The sequence below is a fragment of the Brevibacterium oceani genome, from assembly GCF_017948325.1.
Taxonomy (GTDB): domain Bacteria; phylum Actinomycetota; class Actinomycetes; order Actinomycetales; family Brevibacteriaceae; genus Brevibacterium; species Brevibacterium oceani.
In genome coordinates this window covers 4,062,421-4,088,253 of sequence record NZ_CP072846.1, presented here as the reverse complement: position 1 = coordinate 4,088,253, position 25,833 = coordinate 4,062,421, and the positions used below count along the sequence as shown (strand labels likewise).

21 protein-coding genes are annotated in these 25,833 nt (G+C 66.5%); 17 read left to right on the top strand and 4 right to left on the bottom strand.

All coding sequences use genetic code 11. The features are described from left to right. Window positions 1-27 precede the first annotated feature (27 nt). Together J9314_RS18105 and J9314_RS18100 are read left to right on the top strand one after the other, a co-directional pair. Window positions 28-762, top strand: coding sequence for a response regulator (locus J9314_RS18105; RefSeq protein ID WP_181275146.1), 735 nt, complete (start codon window positions 28-30; stop codon window positions 760-762). Between the two features lie 250 nt (window positions 763-1,012). Continuing rightward, window positions 1,013-3,127 carry a penicillin-binding transpeptidase domain-containing protein gene (locus J9314_RS18100; protein WP_210603675.1) on the top strand — a complete coding sequence of 705 codons (2,115 nt, stop codon included), beginning with the start codon at window positions 1,013-1,015 and terminating at the stop codon, window positions 3,125-3,127. A gap of 161 nt (window positions 3,128-3,288) precedes the next feature. Here J9314_RS18100 and J9314_RS18095 read toward each other — a convergent pair whose 3' ends face one another. Beyond that, window positions 3,289-4,986: a succinic semialdehyde dehydrogenase gene (locus J9314_RS18095; RefSeq protein WP_210603674.1), complete on the bottom strand. Its 1,698-nt coding sequence runs from the start codon at window positions 4,984-4,986 to the stop codon at window positions 3,289-3,291. A 49-nt stretch (window positions 4,987-5,035) separates the two neighbouring features. Here J9314_RS18095 and J9314_RS18090 point away from each other — a divergent pair, with 49 nt between their 5' ends. Both J9314_RS18090 and J9314_RS18085 read left to right on the top strand, forming a co-directional pair. Next, entirely contained in the window at window positions 5,036-6,328 is a 1,293-nt protein-coding gene (locus J9314_RS18090; RefSeq protein ID WP_210603673.1) for an amino acid deaminase/aldolase, read from the top strand. Continuing rightward, window positions 6,325-7,683: a D-arabinono-1,4-lactone oxidase gene (locus J9314_RS18085; RefSeq protein ID WP_210603672.1), complete on the top strand. Its 1,359-nt coding sequence runs from the start codon at window positions 6,325-6,327 to the stop codon at window positions 7,681-7,683. The genes J9314_RS18090 and J9314_RS18085 overlap by 4 nt, the downstream gene beginning before the upstream one ends. A 111-nt stretch (window positions 7,684-7,794) precedes the next feature. On the opposite strand, the gene J9314_RS18080 is transcribed toward J9314_RS18085, so the two are convergent. After that, entirely contained in the window at window positions 7,795-8,748 is a 954-nt protein-coding gene (locus tag J9314_RS18080) for an alpha/beta hydrolase family protein (RefSeq protein WP_210603671.1), read from the bottom strand. Between the two features lie 178 nt (window positions 8,749-8,926). Here J9314_RS18080 and J9314_RS18075 point away from each other — a divergent pair, with 178 nt between their 5' ends. After that, window positions 8,927-10,327, top strand: a complete 1,401-nt coding sequence (locus J9314_RS18075; protein ID WP_210603670.1) for an MFS transporter — start codon at window positions 8,927-8,929, stop codon at window positions 10,325-10,327. Window positions 10,328-10,633: 306 nt separating this feature from the next. Further along, window positions 10,634-11,431, top strand: coding sequence for a transcriptional regulator (locus J9314_RS18070; RefSeq protein WP_210603669.1), 798 nt, complete (start codon window positions 10,634-10,636; stop codon window positions 11,429-11,431). A 99-nt stretch (window positions 11,432-11,530) separates the two neighbouring features. Here J9314_RS18070 and purB read toward each other — a convergent pair whose 3' ends face one another. Continuing rightward, window positions 11,531-12,964, bottom strand: a complete 1,434-nt coding sequence (gene purB, locus J9314_RS18065; RefSeq protein ID WP_210603668.1) for an adenylosuccinate lyase — start codon at window positions 12,962-12,964, stop codon at window positions 11,531-11,533. A 321-nt stretch (window positions 12,965-13,285) separates the two neighbouring features. Here purB and J9314_RS18060 point away from each other — a divergent pair, with 321 nt between their 5' ends. The 6 genes from J9314_RS18060 (at window position 13,286) to J9314_RS18035 (ending at window position 20,038) form a co-directional block, all read left to right on the top strand. Next, the gene (locus J9314_RS18060; RefSeq protein ID WP_181275138.1) at window positions 13,286-13,531 is read left to right on the top strand and encodes a hypothetical protein; all 246 of its coding nucleotides are present in this window, start codon (window positions 13,286-13,288) and stop codon (window positions 13,529-13,531) included. After that, window positions 13,528-14,331 carry a hypothetical protein gene (locus tag J9314_RS18055; protein WP_210603667.1) on the top strand — a complete coding sequence of 268 codons (804 nt, stop codon included), beginning with the start codon at window positions 13,528-13,530 and terminating at the stop codon, window positions 14,329-14,331. Before J9314_RS18060 ends, J9314_RS18055 begins: the two co-directional genes overlap by 4 nt. Further along, a complete protein-coding gene (locus J9314_RS18050) occupies window positions 14,331-15,848 on the top strand; it encodes an alpha/beta hydrolase (protein ID WP_210603666.1) in 1,518 nt (505 codons plus the stop codon). Before J9314_RS18055 ends, J9314_RS18050 begins: the two co-directional genes overlap by 1 nt. A gap of 498 nt (window positions 15,849-16,346) precedes the next feature. Further along, window positions 16,347-17,501, top strand: coding sequence for a pyruvate dehydrogenase (acetyl-transferring) E1 component subunit alpha (gene pdhA, locus J9314_RS18045; protein WP_181275135.1), 1,155 nt, complete (start codon window positions 16,347-16,349; stop codon window positions 17,499-17,501). Then, a complete protein-coding gene (locus J9314_RS18040) occupies window positions 17,501-18,478 on the top strand; it encodes an alpha-ketoacid dehydrogenase subunit beta (RefSeq protein WP_210603665.1) in 978 nt (325 codons plus the stop codon). The genes pdhA and J9314_RS18040 overlap by 1 nt, the downstream gene beginning before the upstream one ends. Window positions 18,479-18,496: 18 nt before the next feature. Beyond that, entirely contained in the window at window positions 18,497-20,038 is a 1,542-nt protein-coding gene (locus J9314_RS18035) for a dihydrolipoamide acetyltransferase family protein (RefSeq protein ID WP_210603664.1), read from the top strand. Between the two features lie 368 nt (window positions 20,039-20,406). On the opposite strand, the gene J9314_RS18030 is transcribed toward J9314_RS18035, so the two are convergent. After that, window positions 20,407-21,363, bottom strand: a complete 957-nt coding sequence (locus J9314_RS18030) for a protein kinase (RefSeq protein WP_210603663.1) — start codon at window positions 21,361-21,363, stop codon at window positions 20,407-20,409. Between the two features lie 635 nt (window positions 21,364-21,998). Here J9314_RS18030 and rpmB point away from each other — a divergent pair. The 5 genes from rpmB (at window position 21,999) to J9314_RS18005 (ending at window position 25,495) form a co-directional block, all read left to right on the top strand. Beyond that, a complete protein-coding gene (rpmB, locus tag J9314_RS18025; RefSeq protein ID WP_025779147.1) occupies window positions 21,999-22,235 on the top strand; it encodes a 50S ribosomal protein L28 in 237 nt (78 codons plus the stop codon). Further along, window positions 22,235-22,402, top strand: coding sequence for a 50S ribosomal protein L33 (gene rpmG / locus J9314_RS18020; RefSeq protein WP_166974887.1), 168 nt, complete (start codon window positions 22,235-22,237; stop codon window positions 22,400-22,402). The genes rpmB and rpmG overlap by 1 nt, the downstream gene beginning before the upstream one ends. A 6-nt stretch (window positions 22,403-22,408) precedes the next feature. Further along, complete coding sequence (gene rpsN / locus J9314_RS18015) at window positions 22,409-22,714, top strand: 30S ribosomal protein S14 (protein ID WP_166974885.1); 306 nt, start codon at window positions 22,409-22,411, stop codon at window positions 22,712-22,714. 69 nt (window positions 22,715-22,783) lie between these two features. Further along, window positions 22,784-23,071, top strand: a complete 288-nt coding sequence (locus J9314_RS18010) for an HU family DNA-binding protein (RefSeq protein WP_166974882.1) — start codon at window positions 22,784-22,786, stop codon at window positions 23,069-23,071. A 366-nt stretch (window positions 23,072-23,437) separates the two neighbouring features. Further along, complete coding sequence (locus tag J9314_RS18005) at window positions 23,438-25,495, top strand: bifunctional copper resistance protein CopD/cytochrome c oxidase assembly protein (RefSeq protein ID WP_210603662.1); 2,058 nt, start codon at window positions 23,438-23,440, stop codon at window positions 25,493-25,495. The last annotated feature ends 338 nt before the right edge of the window (window positions 25,496-25,833 follow it).

Below are 25,833 nucleotides of genomic sequence, written 5' to 3'. Positions count from 1 at the left end.
CGCGGAGGGGTTGGCTAGACTGGCGGCATGTCAGACACAACCATTCCTGAGTCGAGCATCGGAGTGCTCGTCGTCGAGGACGAGGTGGTCGCTGCGCGTGCTCACGCGAAGTACCTCGATCGCCTCGACGGCTATCACGTCGCGGGAGTGGCGAAGAATGCGACTCAGGCGATGGCCGCTCTGACGGGCCAGATCTACGGCCTCGACCCCGCGGGCATCCACCTGGTGCTCCTGGATATGAATCTGCCCGACGGGCACGGACTGCAGGTCTGCCGTGCCATCCGGGGCCAGCGTGTCGACGTGGACATCATCGCCGTCACCGCCGCCCGGGACATGCAGATCGTGCAGGAGGCCCTGTCCTATGGGGTCGCGCAGTACATCATCAAGCCCTTCACCTTCCCCGTCTTCAAGTCCAAACTCGAGGCGTATTCGTCCTTCCGCAACCGCCTCGGCGGGGATTCGAACGAAGGTGAAGTCACCCAGACCGAGGTCGACAAGGCGATCTCGGCGCTGCGCACCCACACCGTTGCCGCGACCGCGAAAGGCGTGCCGGATGCGGTGCAGGACGAGGTGAAGACGCTGCTGGGCGACAATCCCGGCCAGTCCGCCGCCGAGGTGTCCGAAGGTCTCGGAGTCTCCCGCGTCACCGCCCGCCGCTACCTCGAATCCATGGCCGACGCGGGCATGCTCGAACGTCGTCCCCGCTACGGTGCGGCGGGCCGCCCCGTCCTCGAATACACCGTCGTCGCCGACGCGAACTGAGCCCGGCGCGAACTGAACCGGGCGCGAACTGAACCGGGGGCGAATTGAACCAGGCGCGAACTGAACCGGGCGCGTTCGAACTCGCGGCGTCTGCCTCCCGCTCGTCTGCGCCAGGTGGGCATTCTGGTCCACAGGTCCTGCCAGGCGACCATTTCGCCCACCTACGGCCGCATGCTCCTTGCGACCGTGAACCCCAACCGACGGCACCGTAGCAATAGACATTGCAGAAACCTCGGTAGAGGATGGACCTATGTCGAAGAAGTCGCGAGTCTGGTTGGCCATCGCCCTTGTCCTCGTCCTCCTCGCCGGTGCCGGTGTCTTCGCGATCCTCCGACTTCCGATGCTGGCCTCCACCGCAGCCGAGGCCGCGGCCCGCGATCTCGCCGAAGAACAGCCGTCATCCGATATCTGGCATGAGAAGGAACTGGCCCAAGGCACCTTCGACCGGGTCACGAAGTCCTTGGGCAAACGAGTCGATCTGCGCTCGGTCACCGTCGATGACGTGACGGAGTCCGACGGCCAGACGGTGGCGACACTCGATTGGACCTGGGCGAACTTCGATGGTGAGGCCTGGAGGTACAGTTCCGAGCTGCCGCTGGAGAAGCACGGCCTGTTCTGGTGGGCGGACCTCACCGAGAGGGCCATCCACCCGAAGCTCGGCAAAGGCGGCAGCTTCGAACTGCGGGCGAATCCGGGCAAGCGCGGAAAGATCCTCGGCGCCGACGATGAAGTCCTCATGGAAGAGGGGAAGGTCGTCGACATCGGAGTCCACCCGAACCGGCTCGAACCCGACACCCTGAGCACCCTCGTGAAGAAGCTCAATGACGGCGTCGACTCCCTCGACCTCGACGCCGACGACCTCGATGACACGGTCGACAAGGCCGAGGGCAATCAGCTCGTCCCCGTCGTCACCCTGCGCGAAGACGACTACACGCACGTCAAGGACGACATCCACGACCTGCCCGGCGTCCTCTTCTCCGACAGCAGCCAGACCCTGACCCGCAGCCGCGGCTTCGCCCAAGCCACCCTGGGATCGACCGGGCAGGCCAGCGCCGATGACATCAAGAAATCCGACGGCGAGATCATCGCCGGCGACGTCGTCGGACGCACGGGACTGCAGAAATCGTTCAATGACCGCCTCGCCGGACCCGGCAGCGTCGAGGTCTTCGCCAAGGGGGATTCGACCGACGACAAGGGCGGGAAGACGAAGCTGACGAGTCTGCACGCCTTCGCACAGAAGGACGGCGAGGACCTCGAGACCACCCTCGACGTGAAGTCCCAGGACGCCGCGGACGAGGCGGCCGCGACCGCGAAGAAGCCGGCCGCCGTCGTCGTCATCCGGCCCAGCGACGGTCACGTCCTGGCCGTGGCCAATCACGATCCGAAGGGCGCGGCGTGGGATCGGGCGCTGACCGGCCGGTACGCTCCCGGTTCGGTCTTCAAGATCGCCTCCGGTCTCGCCCTCCTCGAATCCGGGGTGAAACCCGATGACGACATCGCCTGCCCGAAGACAGCGACCATCGGCGGCAAGAGATTCAAGAATGCCGAGGACGAAGTTCTCGGCACCGTCAGCTTCGCCGAGGACTTCGCCCACTCCTGTAACACCGCCTTCGTGTCCTCCGGAGAGAAGGTCACCGGCGCCGAGGTGGCCGCCGCGGCCGCCCAACTCGGCATGACGTACGGGGCTGAAAAGGGTGAAAGCGGGGCGGGGAAGAATAAGAACGGCGCCGGGAAAGATGAGGGCGGTGCCGGGTCAGAGAAGGGCGGTGCCGGGTCAGAGAAGGACAGCGCCGGAGCGCTGGGCATCGGAGCGACGATGGCCTCGGTCCCGACCGACGATGACACCGTCACCCATGCCGCACAGATGATCGGTCAGGGCAAGGTGCAGGCGAGCCCGTTGGCCGTGGCGACGATGGCCGCCTCGGTGAGCGCAGGGGAGACCGTGACTCCGCAGCTCGTCCTCGGCGATGCACTCGAAGACAGAGCGGGTTCGGCAGGCAGCGGAAGTGACGGGGCAGGCGGCACCGACGGCGGAGGAGGCACGTCCGGTGAGGATGCCGACGAATCAGCCGACGCCCCGCAGCTCGACGCGGACGCGGCGAAGGAGCTGAAGGACATGATGCGCCGCGCGGTCACCGACGGCACCGCCACCGACCTCAAGGACGTCCCGGGCAAGGATGTGCACGGCAAGACCGGTACCGCCGAATACGGCGATGACTCCCCGCCGCGCACGCATTCGTGGTTCGCCGGGTTCCAAGGAGATCTGGCCGTGGCCGTGCTCGTCGAGGACGGGGGATTCGGCGCCGAGGCGGCCGTGCCCGTCGCGCACGAATTCTTCGACCGCATTCGCGATAACCGAGCCTGATTGGGCTGGCTCGGGCCGAAACATAGGTCGCTATCGGACATTTTTCAGCGTCAGAAATGTCCGATAGCGACCTAGATTTGGGGAAGTGTCCGATCGTGACCACTTCTCGCCGAGGTGGTGCCCCGCTCCGGATGCGGGTCCACTGCCCGCAGGCCCAGCCCTTACTTCATCCGCAGGGCCTTCATCACCGACAGCGCCCCGGACATGAGGCCCGCGAACTTCTTCTGATCGAGCACCGACGTCGGGGCGATCGGGTGAAGCCGCTGCTCGGCGATGGTGTGCGTGTGCATGAACTGGTGGATGCCGTCGATCCCGTGCCGGTGGCCCAGCCCGGAGGCCTTGACTCCGCCGGCAGGGGCGTCGACGGATCCCCAGCTGGCCGGGTAGACCTCGTTGACGTTGATCATCCCCGCCTCGATCTGCCGGGCATATTCGCGCCCGCGGGAGCGGGAGTACACGACTGCGGCGAGGCCGTATTCGCTGTCATTGGCCGCCGCGACCGCCTCGGCGTCGGAGGACACCGGGTAGACGGACACGACGGGGCCGAACGTCTCCTCACGGTAGAGTTCGGCGGAAGCGGGAACATCGGTGAGCACGGTCGGGGCGTAGAAGTACGGGCCGACCTCGGGCACCGGGTGCCCGCCGGCGATGACCGTGGCACCGGCGCCGCGCGCCTGTTCGACATGGGCGCCGACCCTCTCGAACTGCTTCGGCCCGCCCAACGATCCCATCCCGGGCCCGTACGCGAACTCGGCGCTCAGGGTCAGGGCGCGGGCCGCCTCGGCGAAACGGGAGCAGAACTCCGGATAGAGGTCCTCGTGGACGTAGATGCGCTCGACCGAGATGCACAGCTGACCGGCCGAGGAGAACGACCCGCGCACGGCACCTTCGACGGCCTTCGGCAGGTCCGCGTCGGAGAGCACGACCATCGGGTTCTTGCCGCCGAGCTCGAGCGCGGTCGGCAGCAGACGCTGTCCCGTCTCCGCGGCGATCGACCGTCCCGCGGCCGTCGACCCGGTGAACGAGACCCCGTCAGCACCGGCGATGATCGCGGACCCGATCTCGGAGGAGGGGCCGGGCACGAGCTGCCACAGCTCGGCCGGCAGGCCCGCGGCGATCGCCAGCCGTCGCATGAAGATCGCGGTCAGGGTCGTCGACGAATCGGGTTTGTGGACGACGGCGTTGCCGGCGGTCAGGGCCGCGAACAGGTCGGTCGCGCCCAAGGTCAGCGGGTAGTTCCACGGGGTGATGAAGCCGATCACGCCGAGGGGTGTGTGGGTCACCTCGGTGCGGGTGAGGACCGGGATCGCCCCGCGTCGACGCTCGGGACGGAGGTATTTCGCGGCCATCACACCGTAGTGGCGCAGCACGTTGTAGGTGTCGAGAACCTCGTCGTAGGCGTGGATGCGGGCCTTGCCGGACTCGTACTGCACGATGTCGAGCAGCAGGTCCTCGTGCCGACGCAGCGAGTCGTGCAGCCGCATGAGCACCTTGGTCCGGTGCTCGACGGACTGGGCGGCCCAGGCCGAGGCGGCGATGCGGGCGGTCCGATAGGCGGCCTCGACGTCGGCGGGGGTGTTCCGGGCGAACCGAACGACCTCTTCGCCGGTGAACGGCACGACGCCGCGCTCGCGCTCGCCCGACCCGGAGGCCTCGGCATATGGATCCGTGGCAAGGAAGTCCCGCAGCGCTGCGGTGTACGGGGCGGTGCCCGACCGGGAAGTGCTCGTCCGGTCGGGGCCCGTCGCGGACCGGGCAGTGCCTGAGGCGGAAGGCCTGGTGCCCGTCGCAGACCGGGTGGCGGCCGCCTCGGCGGCTGATTCGGTGCGCGGTGCTGTGGTGGTGGTTTCGGATCTCATCGGATTCCTTCCCATATGACGTAGGTCATGTGCGGATAGACTATCTGACATGGTTTCGAGTGATCTGCGTGGTGCGATGGACGGCACGGGAGCACCGACCGCCGTGATCGACCTCGGGGCCTTCGACGCGAACCTCGATGCCCTGGCCGACCGTGCCCGCGGGCTGCCGATCCGGGTGGCCTCGAAGTCCCTGCGGGTGCCCGCGGCCATCGACCGCGCGCTGGCCCATCCCGCGTATTCCGGCGTGCTCGCGTACTCCGTGCCCGAGGCGCTTCACCTCCACGCGCGCGGCGTCCATGACATCGTCATCGGCTATCCGAGCCTCGACAAGCGCGCGCTGGCGCGGATGTTCGCCGAGGTGGGGGCGTGTACGAACATCACCGTGATGATCGATTCCGTGGCCCACCTCGACATCATCGACGCGGTCCGCGATTTCCTCGCAGGCCCCCGCGCCGAGGCGGGACCGGAGTCCGTACCGACCGCGGAGGATCCGCGCACGACGCCAGAGGCTCGGACGACGCAGCCGAACCCCGCCGAGGCGACTGCCGCCTCGGTGCGGGTGTGCATCGACGTCGACGCCTCCTTCCGACTGGCCGAGGCCTGGATGGGCGATCGGTTCCACATCGGCTCGCGGCGTTCGCCGATCCGCGACGAGAATTCCGCGGTCGCCCTGGCCCGGCAGGTCGCTGCTCGGCCCGGCTTCGACCTCGTCGGTCTGATGTTCTACGAGGGGCAGATCGCCGGCACCGGCGATGCCGGACGCTCGGCCAGACAGGCCATCGTCCGTCGCATGCAGAAGGCCTCGATCGCTGAGCTCGCGAAGCGCCGGGCCGCGGTCATCGCAGCCGTCCGCGAGGTCGCCGACCTCGAATTCGTCAACGGCGGGGGAACCGGCTCCTTCGAATCGAGTGCGGTCGAAGGCACTCTGAGCGAACTCGCGGCCGGGTCCGGACTGTTCTCGCCGGGGCTCTTCGATGGTTATACGCATTTCCGCCACCGTCCCGCCGCCTTCTTCGTCACCCCGGTCGTGCGCCGCCCCGCACCCGGCTGGGTGACGGTCTTCAAGGGCGGCTTCATCGCTTCGGGAGTGCCCGGGGCCGACCGCCTGCCGACCATCGCCTGGCCGCCGGGGCTCGAATACTCCGGCCTCGAGGGCCCCGGCGAGGTGCAGACGCCGCTGACCGGGCCCGGTGTCGAGGATCTGCGCATCGGCGACCTCGTGTGGTTCAGGCATGCCAAGGCCGGGGAGTTGGCGGAACATTTCAACGAATTCCTCGTCGTCTCGGGTTCGACAGTGGTCGAGTCCTGGACGACGTACAGGGGAGAAGGGCTGGTGCTGTGAGCGCAGTGGAAACGGGGAACACCCGGCAGGCGTTTCGGAACTGGTCCGGGCACGTCCATGCCCATCCGCACTCGTACCTGAGCCCCACCTCGGCGGGGGAGCTGTCGGCGATCGTCTCCCGCACCTCCGCGGACGGTGACCGACTGCGCGTCGTCGGCGCCGGGCATTCGTTCACCCCGGTCGCCGCGGGTGACGACGTCATGGTCAACCTCGACGAACTGAGCGGGATCGTCGCCGTCGACGAGGACCGTCGGCGCGTGCGCTTCCACGCGGGCACCCGGCTGCGCGACATCCCGGGCCTCCTTGCACCCTTCGGTCTGGCCCTGGCCAACCAGGGTGACGTCAACCCGCAGTCGCTGGCCGGGGCGATCTCGACGAGCACGCACGGCACCGGCCTCGGATTCACCGGGTTCGCCGGCACCATCACCGGGTTGTCCCTGATGGGACCCGACGGCAGCGTGCGCGAACTGTCCGCGGAGGACGAATCCGAGGTCTTCGACCTCGCGCGGGTCAGCCTCGGCGTGCTCGGAGTGCTCACCGAGGTCGAGCTCCAGTGCGTGCCGGCCTTCGACCTCATCGCCGAGGAGAAGGTGGTCGGATTCGCCGAACTCCTCGACGGGCTCGAAGGGCGGATGCGCTCGGCCGACCATTTCGAGTTCTACTGGTTCCCACACACCGATTCGGCGCTGACGAAGACGAACACCCGCGTGGATCCAGGGCAGGCCGGGCCCGGCCACCTCGCCGAGGCGGGGGTGCGCCACCGTTGGCTCAACCTCCTGGACAAGGAGGTCGTGGAGAACGGAGCCCTGCGTCTGGCCGTCGAGCTCGGAGCGAAGGTCCCGGCCGCGGTCCCGACCATCAACCGCATCGCCCAGTCCGTGGTCTCGGACCGGATCTACCGGGCGCCCGGCCACGACGTGTTCGTCACCCCGCGCCGAGTGCGCTTCAACGAGATGGAGTACGCACTGCCCTTCGCCGCCGGCACCGAGGCGATCCGTGAGATCCGGGCGGCGATCGAGGCCAAGGGGTGGTCGATCTCCTTCCCGCTCGAGGTCCGGTGCGCGGCCGCCGATGATGTGCCGCTGTCCACGGCTTCGGGTCGGGAGACGATGTACATCGCCGTCCACCGGTTCAACAAGGAGGACTTCGCCGAATACTTCCGCGTCGTCGAACGGATCGCGCTCGCCCACGGCGGACGTCCGCACTGGGGCAAGATCCACAGCCTCGGCGCGGACCGACTGCGCGGACTCTACCCGCGCTTCGACGACTTCTGTGCACTGCGGGCCCGCCTGGACCCGGAAGCGATGTTCGGCAATCGGTTCACCGATTCGCTGTTCGGCCTCACCGCGCGCTGAGGACCGGGACGTCACGTTCCGACCCGCGCCGGTCGGTGGGGTGTCAGCGCGCTCATTTCCTGCGCACGTGCAGCCCGCGCACGTGCGGCCTGCGTGCCTGCCGGCTGAGCCTCAGCCGTCTGCGCACATGCGGCCTGCGAGTCCGCGGGCCCCACACCTGCGGCCTGCGAGTCTGCGCCCTGCACGTCCGCGGCCCGCGCATCTGCGGCTCTTGCCAGCCAGCCGATGATCTCCGGCCAGGCCCCGCTGCCGACCGAGCGGCGCATCAGCCCGTGATGACCGATCTTCCTGACACCGAGCTCGGTAGCGTTGAATGTCCGACGCTCGACCGGGGCGAGGAGCAGTCGATCGACGAGTTCGTCGATCTGCCCTCCACAGGTCGTCTGCGGCGCCGACGGAGAGGACGGGAGTGCGCATCCGCGCCATCCGCGCTGCCGCGGAGAGTTCGGGGATGTCGAAGAAGTAGTCTGACCTGCGCACCCAGTGCGACCATTCGAGCAGTGCCGCTCGCGGAATGTCCTCCCCGAGGCCGAGCCGCTCACCCGGCGCATACCCGAGCAGCCGGGTCAGCGCCGGACCGAGGGCGGAGAGGATGGCGCGCACGCGCATGCGTTCGGTACGGGTGATGATGTCCCGGGTCGCCGCCCGATGCGTCGCGACGGTGACGATGCCGCTCAGCCGTTCACCGCCGAACCCGAGCAATAGGGCATGCCCGCCGAGGCTGTGCCCGAGGGCGAACTGCGGCAGTCCGGGGAACCTCTCCTCCGTCCACGCGGATACGGCAGGAACATCCTCGGTGATCCAGTCGCTCATGCGCAGTCGCGGATTCGTCCGCGCGGCAGGACTGCCGACCCCGCGCATCCGGTAGGTGACCACGGCGAACCCGCGATCGACGAGGGCATCGGCGAAGGAGAAGTAGAAGCGCTCCGGCGTCGCAGTGGCCGGATGGATCGTGACCACTCCGCGCGGCGAAACCTCGGGCTGAAGGAGATGACCGGTGATGGTCCCGTCGCCGAGGCGGCTGCGGACCGGAATGTGCAGAGGCTGCGGTGCTGATCTCTCCATGTCATCGAGCGTAGCCACCGATCCGACACTTGGCTACTGTTCGGTAGCAAAAGTTCTGTCGTGAACGGTTCGCGATGTCACACCCGACTGGTACGCTCAGGACGACGAGCGATCCGGCTGCCTGTCCCCAGCGGCACCGACCCCACGATCGCATATTCCCGACGAACTGGAATCGACGATGTCAGAGTTCGATCAGCACACCCCTTCAGACCCCACCTCTTCAGGGGCCACTCCCTCAGGTGCCACCTCCGAGCAGCGGCGCAGGAGTGAGCGCGGACGCCGTCGCTCGATGTTCGTTGCGGCCTTCGGCACAGTCGTCGAATGGTACGACTTCTCGATCTTCTTCTACGTCGCCACGACGCTGACCAAGGAGTTCTTCGGCGATCAGACGGATTCTCTGCTGCTCACTCTCGGAGTGGGTGCGGCAGGCTTCCTCTTCCGTCCCTTGGGCGCGATGGTCTTCGGCCACCTCGGCGATCGGATCGGACGACGCTCCACGCTCATCATCTCCGCGGTCCTCATGGCCATCTCGATGCTCGGGATCGCTGTCATCCCGAACTATGAGACGATCGGCATCTGGGCGGGCGTCCTCATGGTCACGCTGCGGTGCCTGTCCGGGTTCTCCGTCGGCGCCGAGTACACCGGAATCATGGTCTTCCTCATGGAATCGGCCGGACCGGGAAAGCGCGGACTCGCCGCCAGCTGGGCGGCGGCCAACAGCGAGGTCGGAGCCCTCCTGGCGGTCGGATCCGGTGCGCTGCTGGCCAACACGCTCAGCTCCGACGCGATGGATTCGTGGGGATGGCGGCTGCTGTTCGTCCTCGGCGCCGTGCTCGCGATCCTCATGGTCCCGCTGCGGTCGATGATGGAGGAGACCGAGACCTTCAAACGGCTGCAGCAGGCGGAGAAGGAGAAGACTGACACCGCGCTCGAACGGTCGCCGCTCATCACCGCGATCCTCGAGCAGCCGCGGGCGATCCTCGTCGCCTTCCTCATCTCCTCGATCGGCTCGGTCAGCTACTTCCTCAACATCACCTACGTGCCCACCTACATCGAAGAGGTCGCGAAGGTCCCGAACTCCGGGTCCCTGGCGCTGGGCACCGTGGCCGCCGTCGTCGCCATCGTCGTCACCCCGTTCTTCGGTCTGGCCTCGGACCGGTTCGGCCGCAAACCCGCCCTGGCCGTGCTCATGGCCGTCTTCGTGTTCACGATCATTCCCGCATACGCCCTGCTGGGCGGCAGCTCCTCAGGTGGGGCGGTCTTCGGTGTCGCCTTCCTCGCGATTCCCGCGGCCGGGTGGAGCGCGGTCGCCGCGGCCATGGTGCCAGAGCAGTTCACCGGCACGAGCCGATTCTCCGGAATGGCGATCGGCTACAACGTCGCGACCGTCCTCTTCGGCGGTCTCTCGCCGCTCATCGCCACGGCGCTGATGTCGTCGACCGGCATCAACTTGGCTCCGGCGATCTACGCGACCGTCGTCATCGTCGTCGCCGGCGTTCCCACGCTCTTCCTCGCCCGCAGCATGGGGAAGAAGACCCTCGCCGAGGTGGACGCGGACAGGCACCTCGTCCCCGCCTGACTGCGGGGTCCGGCGGGCGCAGGCGGGGTCGGGCGGACATCCGCCCGGGCGGGCGTCCCGCCATACGCAGAAGGGGTCGGACAGACATCCGCCCGGCCGTGCGCAGGCGGGACTCCCGCCCGTTCATCAGCGATGCCTGAACTCGACTCCATCGGCTGAGAGTCACGCTGCGCCTGATCGATGACAGGCGTGGCTGTTCTGTCACACAGAGCGCACATCTCGGCGGAGCCGGGCTCATAGGTTGGTTTCATCACAGGCATTCGGGTGGTCGATTCCCGGGTGCGAGGAACCTTCCAAGGAGTCACCATGAAACGCACGAATCGCGCCGCTCTCACAGCAGCCGCCCTGCTCAGCTGCACCCTCGCTTTCTCCGGCTGCTCGCTCATCGACCAGGTGGTGCCCGACCAGGACGGCACCTCCGGTGAACAGGCCGGAGCCGATGGTCAGCAGCCGAGCGGTGAGGACGAGGCCTCGCAGGATTCGAATGGCGACGAGGCGGCCTCTGACGCGGGCTCTTCCTCATCGGACGCGGGCACGGAGAGCGCCGATGATGGCACAGCCGCTTCCGACACCGGGACGAGCAGCGCGGACGGCGGAACTTCAGATAGTGGGTCCTCGGGCTCGGACTCAGGGCAGTCGTCGGGCAGTCAGGGGGAGGCCAGCATCGGGAAGAGCTTCGAGGATCCCGAGATGCAGGACAAGATCGAGGTGCTTTCGGCCGTGCGGAACTTCGACTCGTCCAAGAGAGCGACGGCCATCGAACTCGGCGGTGAAGTCGTCCTCCTCAAGGTCAAGATCACCCCAGGACAGAAGTACAGCGGACTCATCCAGTCGGGAGCGTTCAAGATCTCCAACGACGGTGGTGCCGAATACCGATACGACCAGACGGACGGCCTCAAGGAGGAGATGAGAGCCGCGGGTTACGACCCCTTCGAGGACGTCTCACGCCGCGACGGCGGAACCCACCAGGGCTGGATCGCGTACATTCCCGATGAGAAGAAGGACACGTACACGATCCGCTACGAACGCGGAGCCGGCAAGGTGATGGGAACCGACGAGAAGGTCCCGGAGTTCACAACGACCTTCGACATCCCCTCGGCCTGATCGACGATCGGCGCGACACATCGGGGCCGGTTTCCGAATTCGGAAACCGGCCCCGATGTGTCGCGCCAGGCTCATGGAAGAGTCGTCGACAGCAGCGGGTCAGGCTTCGCTGAGCTTCTGCCAGTCGGCGACCTCGGCCTCGGCCAGCTGGGCGGCCACGCCGATGTAGGTGGCCGGGGTCAGCGCCTTGAGCAGTTCGGCCCGCTCCTCGGGCAGGCCGAGCCCGGAGACGAACTCCTGCAGGTCGGCCTGGTTGATCCGCTTGCCGCGGGTGAGCTCCTTGAGCGTTTCGTACGGGTTCTCCATTCCGGGAGTGCCCTGCAGGCCGGCGGCGCGCATCACCGACTGGACTGCCTCGCCGAGGACCTCCCAGTTCGCATCGAGGTCGGCGGACAGGGCGTCCTCGTTGATGGCGAGAGCACTCAGTCCCTTGACGAGGTTGTTCATCGCCAGCACGGAGTGGCCGAAGGCGACGCCGATGTTGCGCTGCGAGGTCGAGTCCGTGAGGTCCCGCTGCATCCGCGAGGTCACCAGAGTCGAGGCGAGCGAATCGAGCAGGGCGCAGGAGAGTTCGAGGTTGGCCTCGGCGTTCTCGAACCGGATCGGGTTGACCTTGTGCGGCATCGTCGAGGACCCGGTCGCACCGGCGACGGGGATCTGCTTGAAGTAATTCATCGAGATGTAGGTCCACATATCGGTGGCCAGATTGTGTGCGATGCGGTTGAACCGGGCGATGTCGGCGAAGAGCTCGGCATCCCAGTCGTGCGATTCGATCTGCGTGGTCAGCGAGTTGAACGTCAGTCCGAGGCGGTCCTCGACGAAGGTCTGGGCGATCTTCGGCCAATCGGCTCCCGGAACGGCGGCCAGGTGGGCCGAGTAGGTTCCGGTGGCGCCGTTGATCTTGCCGAGGAAGTCGGTGGAGGCGATGCGCTCGTACTGGCGGCGGAGGCGGTGGATGAACACCGCGAGTTCCTTGCCCATCGTCGTCGGGGTGGCCGGCTGACCGTGGGTGTGGGCGAGCATGGGGACTTCTGCCAGGGCTGCGGCGGACTCGGCGATGCTGTCGATGAGCGCCTTCGCACGCGGCAGCCAGACCTGTTCGGTGGCACCCTTGATGCCGAGCGCCCAGGACAGATTGTTGATGTCCTCCGAGGTGCAGCAGAAGTGCACGAGCTCGCTGAGATCGTCGGCGCCGATCTCCACTAGGGCTTCTTTGATTGTGTATTCGACTGCCTTGACGTCGTGGACCGTGACCGCTTCGTGGGCGGCCAGAGTGGCGATGGTCTCGGAGTCGAAGCCGTCGGCGAAGGCACGCAGGCCATCGACCTCGTCGGGGGTGAGACGACGGACTCCCTCGATCACGGAGTTCTGTGCGAGGTGGATGAACCATTCGATCTCGACGATGATGCGGTTGCGATTGAGCGCCGCCTCGGAGAGGTGATCGACGAGGTCAGCGGTGTCTTTGCGGTAGCGACCATCAAGCGGTCCGAGAGCGATGGCGGGCGTGATTTCGGCAAGGGAAACAGTCGGCATACCCCTATTTTCTCATGAGCGGACGATCGGGGCGGAACCCGTCCGGCCGGGGTGGAACCCTCCCACCCGCGGCGCGCGGACGGTCGGCGGGGTCCGGAGGCGAGGGCGGCGACTCGAACGTGATCGCCTGTGGAGGCGGTGACGACTCCGGCGTAGGAACCCTGTGGATGCTCGATGGTCGTCCCCAGGGTCGAATTCGGGGCTTCCCAGCCTGGTCAGCGCCCTCCTACGGTCAGGGGAAATCGAGCGCGGGCGAGCACTGCCTGCACCGGACGAGTGGGATCGCACGGTCGCGAACCGCATAGAAGTGAGGAGTGAAGGGTGATCACGGACGAGCTGGCGCGCAATCGTGAGCAGTGGAGGGGTCGTGCTCAGATGCTGCGCGGCCTCGCACGAAGCTGTCGGCAGATCGAGGGGTGGGACTCTCCGGCTGGGGATCTGCTCGAGGACAGGGTGAGATCGTGCGCGGAGTCGATCGACGCGCTCGCGGACTGCGCCGATGACCTCGCCGAAGCGTACGAGCTGCATCTGCAGGTCGTCTCCGTGGGAGGGCGGATCCAGCTGTGAGCATCGCATCGGAGTTCGGGACTCGGGACCTCGAGAAGTGGATCGTCGTCGATCTCGAGAGGATCCGCCGGCTGCCCGACCGGCTGCGCCGACTGTGGCCGACCGAACTCTCGCCGAGGCGGACGGACCCCGAAGAGGGCGACGTCGGTCCCGGCCCGGCCGGGGAGGACGATGGGGGATCCCGCTCGGCAGGCGAGAGCGACGTAGGCGCCACCTCGGTGGGGAAGAGCAACGGGAGCCCCGCATCGACGGGGGAAGACGATGCGGGCACCACCTCGGTGGGGGAGAACATCGAGCTCGTCGACCTCGGCGAATCCGTTCCGGCGAATCGGGAACTCGACGTGCTCACGGCGTGGGTCGCGGGATTCGCCGCCGAACTCAACCAGGGCGATGTGCGGATCACGGTCGTCCTGTCCTCGGGCGTCGAATCCGTCCATCTCGCGCTCTGCCTCGGCCAGGCGACCAGCCAGGCGGTGCTGGCGCTGTACGGCGAGGGGTTCGACGACTTCGCCCACCACCAGCTGCTGCGCAGGATCGACCCGGCGCGGATCGGCCACGTCGTCGACGAACTCGCCGGGCTGGTCGAACACGACTGCGTGCTCACCGTGAACTGGGCCGCCCGCGGTGGGGCCGCGGGTCTCGAGTTCCTCCACCGCAGGGACGGCGCCTGGTTCCGCCCTGTCCTCGAACGCTGCGGCGATTCGATCACCGTCGACTGTGATGTCGCCGCCGACGATGATGCAGTGCGGATGCTGGTGGCCGCCGTGCTGACCCGGACGATGTCGGCCGGAGTGCGGTGATGATCGCTTCGCGGACCCACGGAGGCGGGAGGATCACCGTCGACCAGCGCGCCGACGGCAGCGGGGAGGCGCTGCAGGCGATCATCGGCGATGTCGGTGATCTGTCGGTCCAGGCGGCGGTCGGCGACTTCGACCTCGCGACCCTGCTCACACAGGTGCCGGCACCGCTCACGGCGCTCAATCTCGACGCCTGTCGCATGCGTTTCCACCGGCAGCTGGCCGCGTCGCTGCTCGAGCTCGAGACGACGGCCGTGGGCGTGAAGGCCGCCGCGTTCGCCTACCGGCAGGCGGAGAAGGGCATCAGTGAGGCCTTCGGGGGACTGCTCGACGCCATCGGCTATGCGACGGGGCGGATCATCGCCATCAGCCTGCCCGTCATCATCCCCGTTGCCATCACCATCGGCGTTCAGGTGCTCGTGGTCTCGAAGATCCTCGACGTCACCGGACTCGACGATGTCATCACCACACACTTCGGCATCGATCTCGGCAAGACCAAGGAACAGGCGAAGGAGGCCCTGGTCACTGCCGTGTTCGAACACTCCGATGTGGCCGGAGCCGTCATCGAGCACGTGCTGCCGGGCATCGTCGTCGGCTTCGTAGGGCTGCCTCCTGCGCTGCTCGACACCGATGCCGACCACGCCTATTGGCCGCACGACTCACAGTCGATGACCGTGTGGCTGCTGGCCGGGGCGAATCAGTTCGGGCTGCTTCTGCCCTCCGACGTGGAGGTCTGGGAGGCAGAAGGGGTGACCCCGCCGCATGAGAAGCCCCCGCGCGACCTCGAGGATCTCTACCTCCGTGAAGCGGCCTGCCATCGCGGCACCGACTCCGGACAGGTGCGCATCGAGGAGATCGTCGGACCCGACGGGACCACCCGTTACATCGTCTACGTCCCGGCCACCACCGACTGGTCGGCGAAGTCCGGGGACAACACGACGGACATGACGACGAACGTGCAGGGCATGGCCGGCAACGACACTGTGATGCGCGAGATGGTCCGCCAGGCGATCGCCGATGCGGGAATCGACCCGAACGACGAGGTCATGCTCGTCGGATACTCGCAGGGCGGCATCACCGCAGGCTCCCTGGCGGCGGATCCGGCGTTCCTCGCCGACGTCAACGTCACGGCGCTCATGACGGTGGGCTCGCCGATATCGGACTTCGCCATCGGCTCGGACATCGACGTGCTCTCCATCGAACACGAACAGGACCTCGTGCCCGACCTCGACGGCAACGAGAACCCCGCCGCCGACAACTGGTCGACGATCACCGTCGACTACGACCCCGACGAACTGCGCAAGGCACCCGCGCTCAGGGACAAGTCCGATGCCGAGATCGCCGACTTGTTCGACTCGGCCGGTGCCGCGCACTCATCGACGGCCTATGCGGCATCGATCGCCCTGCTGCTGCGCTCGGGGAACGGGAGCCTCGACCGGTTCACCGCGAAGAATTCGGGATTCTTCACCGGAGATCTCAAGAAGACCCGGGACTACCAGGGCAGACGCAAGCATACGTGACCCGCGCGTGCGACTGAACCGCGCGTTACCGCTGGCGGCCAGGGCAGAGCCGCTGAACCGCGCGTGCCTACGGGCGGGCAGAGCCGCCTCGGCGGAGCCTCCACACCGCCGCGCGACGGACAGAATCACCACCTCAGGACGCTCCCGATCACCGACAGGGCAGGGCCGCCTCGGCGGGGAAACGGCGGTCATCCGGTGCTCGGACATGCGTTGGTCGGACGATGGACTAAGTCTGAGGAGATCGACAATTGTCCGCTGAGGCCATTGGAACTGGGCCACATGTGTCGAAGTCAGCCCATAGGCTGTTTCTGACCTGCACTTTTGATACTCGAACCGCACGGTGAGAGTGGCAAGCAGTGAGTGGATTCGGTATCGTGGGATCACCTGTGAATCAGATCACTCGAGGGCGAGTTCTCACATCCGAGGGCCTGCCCGACGGACTCGGTCCACCACTGGTCACCTCCGGTGATGATGGACCTCGAACAAAGGAGAACTGGAATGACCTCCAACATTTCAGTGGGAACCGGTGCTGCCCACAGTCAGTCCCAGGAGCCCAGAATGATCCAGATGCTCACCGAAGACGGAAACCGCGTCGAATCCGGTGAATACGACGCCTTCGCCGCAGAACTCACCGACGAGGATCTGCGCGGCTTCTACCGGGACATGGTCCTGGTCCGCCGCATCGACGCCGAGGGAGCCGCCCTGCAGCGTCAGGGACAGCTGGGCCTGTGGGCACCGCTGTTCGGACAGGAGGCAGCCCAGATCGGCATGGGCCGGGCCGCCCGCCCCCAAGACTTCGTCTTCCCCACCTACCGCGAACACGGCCTCGCCTACACCCGCGGTGTCGAACCCGAGACCCTGCTCAGCATCTTCCGCGGTCAGAACCACGGCGGCTGGGATCCCCAAGAGCACCGGTTCCACACGTACACCATCGTCATCGGCTCGCAGACGCTGCACGCCACCGGCTACGCCATGGGTGTGAGCATGGACGGCGACGTCGGCACCGGCGACATCGACCGCGACACCGTGTCCATCGCCTGCTTCGGCGACGGGGCCACCTCGCAGGGCGATGTCTCCGAGGCGCTGACCTTCGCCGGAGCCTTCCACGCCCCGGTCCTGTTCTTCTGCCAGAACAACCAGTGGGCGATCTCCGAGCCCACACACGTCCAGTCCGCGGCACCCCTGTGCAAGCGCGGCGAGGGCTTCGGAGTCCCCGGCATCCGCGTCGACGGCAACGACATCATCGCGATGTACTCCGTCGCCCGCGCCAGCCTCGACTCGGTCCGCGCCGGCAACGGCCCGATGCTCATCGAAGCCTTCACCTACCGTCGCGGCGCCCACACGACCGCCGATGATCCGACGAAGTACCGCGACAAGGCCGAAGAGGAGATCTGGGAGGACCGCGACCCGATCGTCCGCCTCAAGGCCTACCTCGACAAGCACACCGAGACCAGCGAAGAGTTCTTCGCCGAGGTGGACGCCGAAGCCGACACCCTGGCCGCCCGCATCCGCCACAACTGCATGACGATGGAGAACCCCGATCCCATCGAGATGTTCGCCCACGTCACCTCCGAACCCCACTCCCTCGTCGACGAGGAGCGCGCTGAATTCCTGGCGTACCAGGCTTCGTTCGCCGATGCGGGTGAGGCCTGATGGAGAAGCTTCCCCTCTCAAAGGCGATCACCGCTGGAATGCGCAAGGCCATGGAGGACGACCCGAAGGTCGTCCTCATCGGTGAGGACATCGGCAAGCTCGGCGGCGTCTTCCGCGTCACCGAAGGCCTGCAGAAGGACTTCGGTCCGCAGCGCGTCATCGATGCCCCGCTGGCCGAATCCGGCATCGTCGGCACCTCGATCGGCATGGCCATCCGCGGCTACCGACCGATCATAGAGATCCAGTTCGACGCCTTCATCTTCCCGGCCTACGACCAGATCGTCACCCAGGTGTCGAAGCTGTTCAACCGCACCCTGGGCAAGGAACGCATCCCGATGGTCATCCGGGTGCCCTACGGCGGCGGCATCGGCTCACCCGAACACCACTCGGAGAGCCCGGAGACCGTCTTCGCCCACCATGCTGGTCTGCGCCTGATCTCGCCGTCGAACGCCCACGACGCCTACTGGATGATCCAGGACGCGATCAAGAGCGACGACCCGGTGATGTTCTTCGAACCCAAGCGCCGCTACTGGCTGCGTGGGGACGTCGACACCGCCGATCGCGGGGGAGTGGGCATGCACGATGCCCGCGTCGTCAGCGAAGGCACCGACGTCACCCTCGTCGCCTATGGGCCGCTCATGCCGACCGCCCAGGACGTGGTCGGTGCGGCCGCGGACGAGGGCAAGAGCGTCGAACTCATCGACCTGCGCAGCCTCAGCCCGATCGACTTCACGACGATCGAGAAGTCCGTGCAGAAGACCGGCCGCCTCGTCGTCGCCCATGAGGCCCCGACCTTCCTGGGTCTGGGGTCCGAGATCGCCGCGCGCATCACCGAACGCTGCTTCTTCAACCTCGAGGCTCCGGTAATCCGCGTCGGCGGCTACCACACCCCGTACCCCGGTTCCCGGATGGAAGAGCACTACCTGCCCGACCTCGATCGCATCTTCGACGGTGTCGATCGGGCCCTGTCCTACTGATTACGAGGAGAGTCAAGAATGTCATTCGAATTTCCTCTTCCCGACGTCGGTGAGGGCCTGACCGAAGCCGACATCGTGTCCTGGAAGGTCGCCGCCGGCGACACCGTCACCGTCAACCAGATCCTCGTCGAGATCGAGACCGCGAAGTCCCTCGTCGAACTGCCGAGCCCGCAGGCCGGCACCGTCGACGCCCTCCTCGTCGAGGAGGGGCAGACGATCGAGGTCGGCACCCCGATCATCCGCTTCGGCGGTGCCGATGGCGACTCCGGCGCCGAGGCTGCCCCCGCTTCCGCCGGTGCCGCGTCGTCCTCGTCCGGTTCCGCCTCATCTGGGGCTGCTTCGCCGGAGGGGTCTGCTCCCGCCGAGGCTGCCCCCGTTTCCGCGGATGCCGACGGCGGTGCCACGCTCGTCGGCTACGGCGCGAAGGCGACGTCGTCGAAGCGTCGTCCCCGCAAGGGCGGTGCCGTCCCGGCCCCGGCTTCTGCCGCACCAGCTGCGTCGGCCGCACCGTCGGCTCCAGCGTCCGCCCCGGTGCCCGCGGCACCGAATGCGTCGACATCACCTGCACCGGCGGCACCGGATGCTTCGGCCGCCCCCGCTCATGGGGCCGCGGCCGAAGCGGCGGCAGGCTCGACGGCGTCGGGAACCGGCAAGCCGCTGGCGAAGCCGCCCGTCCGCAAGCTCGCGAAGGACCTCGGCGTCGACCTCACTCAGGTCGTGCCCACCGGACCTCGCGGTGATGTGACCCGCGACGACGTGCACGCAGCGGCGAACTCGGCGCCGTCGACCTCAGCCGCGGCGAACCCAGCCGCGTCCCTGACTGCGGGTGCGACGGCACCGGGGGCCGCCTCGGCGAGTGCTTCCGGCGAACTCGAAGAACGGATCCCGTTCAAGGGCGTGACGAAGATGATGGCCAAGGCCATGGTCGATTCGGCGTTCACGATGCCGCACGTCACCGAGTTCCTCGACGTCGACGTCACCGAGACCATGGCAATGGTTCGGAGGCTGAAGTCGACGAAGTTCCTCGGCGAGGACGTCAAGGTCTCACCGCTGCTCATCGTGGCCAAGGCTGTGGCCTGGGCTGCGGGACGCAACCCGCGGATCAACTCGTGCCTCGACGGTGACGAGATCGTCGTCAAGAAGTACGTCAACCTCGGCATCGCCGCGGCCACACCGCGCGGACTCATCGTCCCGAACATCAAGAACGCGCAGGCCATGGGGCTCGGCGAACTCGCTCAGGGCATCCAGGACCTCACGGCGCTGGCGCGGTCGGGCAAGACTCCGCCGGCCGATCAGGCCGGGGGCACGATCACGATCACCAACGTCGGCGTCTTCGGCGTCGATGCGGGCACTCCGATCATCAACCCGGGCGAGGCCGCGATCCTCGCCTTCGGGCAGATTCGGAAGAAGCCCTGGGTCGTCGACGACGAGATCGTCCCGCGCGAGATCACGACGCTGTCCGTGAGCGCCGATCATCGAGTCGTCGACGGCGAGATCATCTCGAAGTTCCTCGCCGACGTCGGCCGCGGACTGCAGGACCCGACTCTGCTGCTGGCCTGAGCGCCGGCGGCACCGCGAAACAAGGCCCGAGGTTCCTCGAAACAACGGCATAGCGCCGAGACCACTGTGTGCACAGGTGTCTCGGCGCTCCGCCGTTGTCTCGTCGCGGGGCCACCGTTGTCTCGTCGCAGGGCCGTCATTGACATGGGGCAGTCAGCCCGGCGCGTGGCCGTCGCTTTGACACGGGGCAGCAGGCTCGGCGTGAGGAAAGAACGGTCGGAGACGCTGCGCTCATGCGGGCGGAGACGCTGGAATTCGCGAAACGGCTCAATCCACGCTCGATAGCCCAAGTTCGGAACTGGGCTGCTCAGAGTGGAGTGTGCCGTTTGTGGTCGTCGAAGCCACAGCCGCGACCGCTCAGCCGCTGCTCAGTTGTCGAGGTAGGCGCTGTTGTCCTTCGGACTGCCGTCCTTGACCAGCCGCTTGGCCAGGCAGTGATTGCGGTCGAGACCCCATGAGCGGCACTGGTCGAGGGCGGCCTCGGGCTCGCTGTAGCCGGTGTCGACGACGGTCACCCAGTAGCTTCCGTCCTTGTACGACGCCCAGTCGCCGCTGTGAATGAGGATCGAACCCGGGTACTTGACCTTGTTGGCTTCGTATTCGTTGAGGATGTCGGCGGCGGTCCAGGTCTTGCCGTCGGCTTTGAGGCCGACCTTCTTCGCGCTCACCTGCGTCACCCACTCGCCCTCGAGGTCGGCAGCCTTGTCGGTGCCGTCCTTCGTGTACGCGTCGAGCCTGTCCTCGGGCGACTGCGAGGGCTGGACGAGATCGTCGGACGGGCTCGGCGACGGTGAGCCCGGTTCGCTCGAACCGACATCGACGGGTACAGTCCCGGACGAGGGTGCGAGCCACCGGATCCCGAAGAAGGCGACGAGTGCGAGGACCATAACCAGGGCAATGATGACGGCTGTGATCTTGAGTCCGTTGCGCGGTTTCTGCCCGCCCGGCCCGACTGCGGGCGGGAACTGAGGCGGGGGAGGAGTCGGAGGATCCTGCCCGTTCGGCGCCGCAGCAACGAGGCCGTTCGCCGGCCCCTGGGCCCGGTAGGAGGCATCGGTCTGACCAGCGTGTGCAGAGGAGGACTGCTCGTCGAAAGGAGAACGATCGGCCGGGGCGAAGACGTTGCCGGTCCGGGCCTTCGAGATCGACTGCTCCCCGGTGTGCCGTTCGAGGTACTCATAGTAGGTCGAGTTGTCGAAATCGGCAGGCGAACGTCCCGCCTCATTCCCGTACGACGGTGTCTGACCAGCAGAATCGTGGTGATCCTTCTGCCAGTCGTCACTGGTCGCCGGACGAATGCGCGGCCTCTGTGGAACGTCGCTCATCGGGCCTCCGGAGTGCCATATGTGGTGGCAATCATCTTCTTACCTTGGCACGAGTCAGGCGGGCGTTCAACACGATCGCCGGCAGGACATGTTGCCGACGAAAGCCTACTGCGCTTTTCCCCGGGTTGCCTTGAGCCCAGCTGAGAAAGTTCCCGCAGCCGGCCCCGGCAGGTGGCGAAGACCGCATCGGGTGAGGAAGACTGCAGCTCTGCGGCGTGGATTGAATTTGCCCTGGAGCCCGCACTCTCAGTAAGATTGATTCCTGTTGTGTCGTACCAGAACGGTCGTTGATCGATCTGCTAGGACCGACATGGTGCTCACCCACCGCTGCACTCCAGCTTCGGCCATCTCTCACAGGCTACGGCTTCAGCGCTGGTGAGACATCTCGCCCGAACGGGCAAACCTGTTTTGGCGTACACAATTTTCACGGCGGACGTCGCGCACCGAGTTCACTTGATGCGGGTCGGAGGCGGATCGGCTCAGTTCGATTCGATGGCGACCGTGGTCGGGCACGCTCGATCAGGCGGCATTCGCGAGAATTTGTTGATGTCTTCCGACATCGGCGCAAGCGAGCGGGAAGTTCGTCCGCAGGAGCTTGTTTCGAGAGTCGGTAACTTGTGAACTGGAGGAGAGACATGGCAGCAACCTGCCAGGTAACCGGGGCGGTCCCCGGTTTCGGACACAACGTGTCCCACTCGAAGCGCCGCACGAAGCGTCGCTTCAACCCGAATATTCAGAAGAAGCGGTACTACGTTCCGTCTCTGCGCCGCAACGTCACCCTGACCCTGTCCGCCAAGGGCATCAAGGTCATCGACGCGCGCGGAATCGACGCCGTGGTCAATGAACTGATCGCTAAGGGAGTGAAGCTCTGATGGCCAAGGCCCAGGATATTCGTCCCATCATCAAGCTCAAGTCGACCGCCGGCACCGGGTACACCTACGTGACCCGCAAGAACCGCCGCAACAGCCCGGATCGCATCGTGCTCAAGAAGTACGATCCCGTCATCCGCAAGCACGTCGATTTCCGAGAGGAGCGCTGAGCGCACATGGCTAAGAAGTCAAAGATCGCCCGCGACAAGCAGCGTCGCGTCATCGTCGAACGCTATGCAGAGCGCCGCGCCGCTCTCAAGCGTCAGCTGACACACCCCGATTCCACCGACGAGCAGCGCGAGGAGGCACGCCTGGCTCTGCAGAAGCTTCCGCGCGATGCTTCGCCTGTTCGCGTCCGCAATCGTGACCAGGTCGACGGTCGTCCTCGTGGCTACCTCCGGAAGTTCGGACTCTCCCGAGTTCGCTTCCGCGAAATGGCTCACAACGGCGAGTTGCCCGGAATCACCAAGTCAAGCTGGTAATCTCGAGGAAGTTCGTCATCGGAAAAACGGACCGGTGACCGACCGACTTGTCCTAAGGAGGACACTTTTATGGCTAAGAACCGCAGCGAGCTCGTGGCAGAAGTTGCCGAGAAGTCCGGCCTGACCCAGAAGCAGGTCTCGGATGTTCTCGATGGTGTCTTCGACGTCTTCTCCGACGTCGTTGCCAAGGGCGACAAGCTCACCATCCCCGGCTGGCTCTCCGTTGAGCGCACCGAGCGTGCCGCTCGCAAGGGTCGCAACCCGCAGACCGGTGAAGAGATCCAGATCAAGGCCGGCTACTCCGTGAAGCTGTCCGCTGGTTCGAAGCTGAAGGGTGCCGCTGGCAGCCCGAAGTGATCTGCACCCAGCGTCGAATGGCCCGGACCGTTTGGTCCGGGCCATTTGTGTATCCCCGCCGAGGCGGTGCCCAGTACCGCTGCCACCGAACGGTGGGGACACCCGGGCCCGCCCACCCCGCCGCCGAGGTGGCGCCCAGTGCTGCTGCCTATCGAAAGTGCACACGTAGTGATGAAAAACAGTACGTATGCACTTTCGATACCCACTGGCCCCCGTACCCGTCCGGGTCTCGCCGAGGCAGCGCCCCAGCCCGCCTGCGCCGAGGTGGTGCCCCGAGAGCTCGACCACAGCGGCCGCTGCCGGTTGGGTGGGGCCCGCTGCTGAGCGATAAACTTGAGTCATGTCAGAAGGGGCGGTTCCCGCGCAGTGAGTTCACCAGTCTTCGAACCGATCGTCCGGTTCACTCAACGAGCCGCCGTCCCCATCGTGGTCTTCCTCGGCTGCGTCGTCGGTCTCGCCGCTCTCTTCTTCACCGGGGCCGCGAATCCCACCCTGCTCAATGACCCCGGTTCCGTCGTCCGCTTGGGACTGCCGGCAGCGAAGTTCGTCTTCAACACCGCGATGTCCCTGACCGTCGGCGCTCTCATGTTCGCCGTCCTCATCCTCCCGCGCACCGAAGGCCGCAGAAACCGCCGCAAGACGAAGACAGACGAAGCTGCTCGGCTCGATCCGCTGTGGACGAAGGCGCTGACGATCGCCGAGTACTCCTCCGTGGCATGGACACTCTCAGCGGTCGCCGTCCTCGTGTTCTCGTTCGTCGACACCGTCGGGGCTCAGGCCTACCTCGACTTCTCGAACCAGCTCGGTGTCTTCGTCACCCAGATCGCCTACGGGCAGCTGTGGGTGCTCATCGTCGTGCTCATCGCCGTCGCCTCGACGCTGTGCTTCGGCACCCGCTCCCACCTCGGCATCGCCGTCGCCGGGGTCCTCGGGGTGGGCGTGATGATCCCCCTGGCCTTGATGGGCCACTCTGCCGAGGCCTCCGGGCACACTCAGGCCGTGAACAGCCTCGGCCTCCACATCTTCGGCGCCACCATCTGGATGGGCGGTCTCTTCGTCATCGCCCTCCTCGGTGCCGGGCTCGCCCGGTCGAACAATCTGCAGGCGGTCATCCGCAGGTATTCGACCGCCGCACTCATCGCCTTCTGCCTCATCGTCTTCTCCGGTGTGGTCAATGCGCTCCTGCGTGTGCACAGTCTCGACGATCTCATGACCCCCTACGGGGAGGTCATCATCGCGAAGGTCTTCGCGACGGTCCTGCTCGGTCTCATCGGATTCTGGCACCGTCGGTTCGTCATCGCACGCTTGGGCACAGCCGCCTCGGCGACGATGGAATTCTGGCGCCTCATCACCGTCGAATTCATCATCTTCGGTGCCACGATGGGACTCGCGGTCGCGCTTGCGCGATCTCAGCCGCCCGTGTCGCAGGAGCCGGTCGGCAACCCCACCCCGGCCGAGATCCTCACCGGCGATCCGCTGCCGCCGGCACCGAACTTCGCACGCTACTTCAGCGAATGGTCGATCGATCCGCTGTGGATCGCGATCGCCGCAGGCACCTCGATCGCCTATATCGTCGGTTTCATCAATCTCCGCCGCCGAGGTGACCGCTGGCCGGTGCTGCGCCTGATCAGCTGGTTGGTCGGCATGGCCTTCCTCGTCTACGTCACCTCCGCCGGTCCCCGGGTCTACGGTGAGGTGCAGTTCTCGGCGCACATGATCGAACACATGCTCCTGGTGATGGTGGTGCCGCTGCCGATGGTCCTCGGCGCTCCGATCACGATGCTCATGCGGGCGACGAAGGCGCGGCAGGACGGTTCGGTCGGTGTCCGCGAATGGGTGTTGTGGCTCGTCCACACCCCGTATCTGCGCTTCTTCGCGAACCCGATCGTGGCGAGCGTGAACTTCGCCGGTTCGCTCGTCGTCTTCTACTACTCGGGCATCATGTTCTACGCCCTGGACACGCACATCGGGCACGAGCTGATGATCGCCCACTTCCTCGGTGCGGGGTACATGTTCGGTTCCGTGCTCATCGGCATCGATCCCGGGGTCAGGCGCCCGGTCTACCCGATGCGCCTCGTCATGCTGCTGGTGACCATGGCCTTCCACGCGTTCTTCGGCATCTCGATCATGAGCTCCAATGTGCTCATCGCCGGCGACTGGTTCGGCAATATCGGCGCCGACTGGGGTTATACGGCGATCGAGAACCAGCAGCTCGGAGGTGCCATCGCCTGGGGCATCGGCGAGATACCGACGCTGTTCGTGGCGATCATGGTCGGTCTGCAGTGGTCGAAGTCCTCTGATCGGGAGGCCAAGCGCATCGACCGGCGCGAGGACCGCACCGACGATGCCGAGCTGCGCGCCTACAACGAGATGCTCGCCTCGATGGCCGAACGCGACTCGAAGATGGGCGGTCGGCGCCGCTGAGCCTGGGTGCCGTCTCGGCCGGGTTTCGGCTCGGAGAGGTGCGGGCGGCGGAACGGCCGGCAGCCTCGGCGGAGGGGATCGGCCACACCGCCCCGGTGGGGGTGTCGGCATCGGCACTGTCGGCCACCTCGGCGGTGGATCGGCCACACCGCCTCGGTGGGGATCGGCTCTGGACACGGCGAAATGCGGCCGCGTCTGACTGTGCACATCCGATGTGCACGAATACATACCGGAAATTCTCGGATTCCACCCAGGAAAGCGCCCGAAACTTCGTAATGTGGCGCACACTGTTGCTTGGATGAGAAAAATATCCCTGCGTCGCCGTGCCACGGCACGGA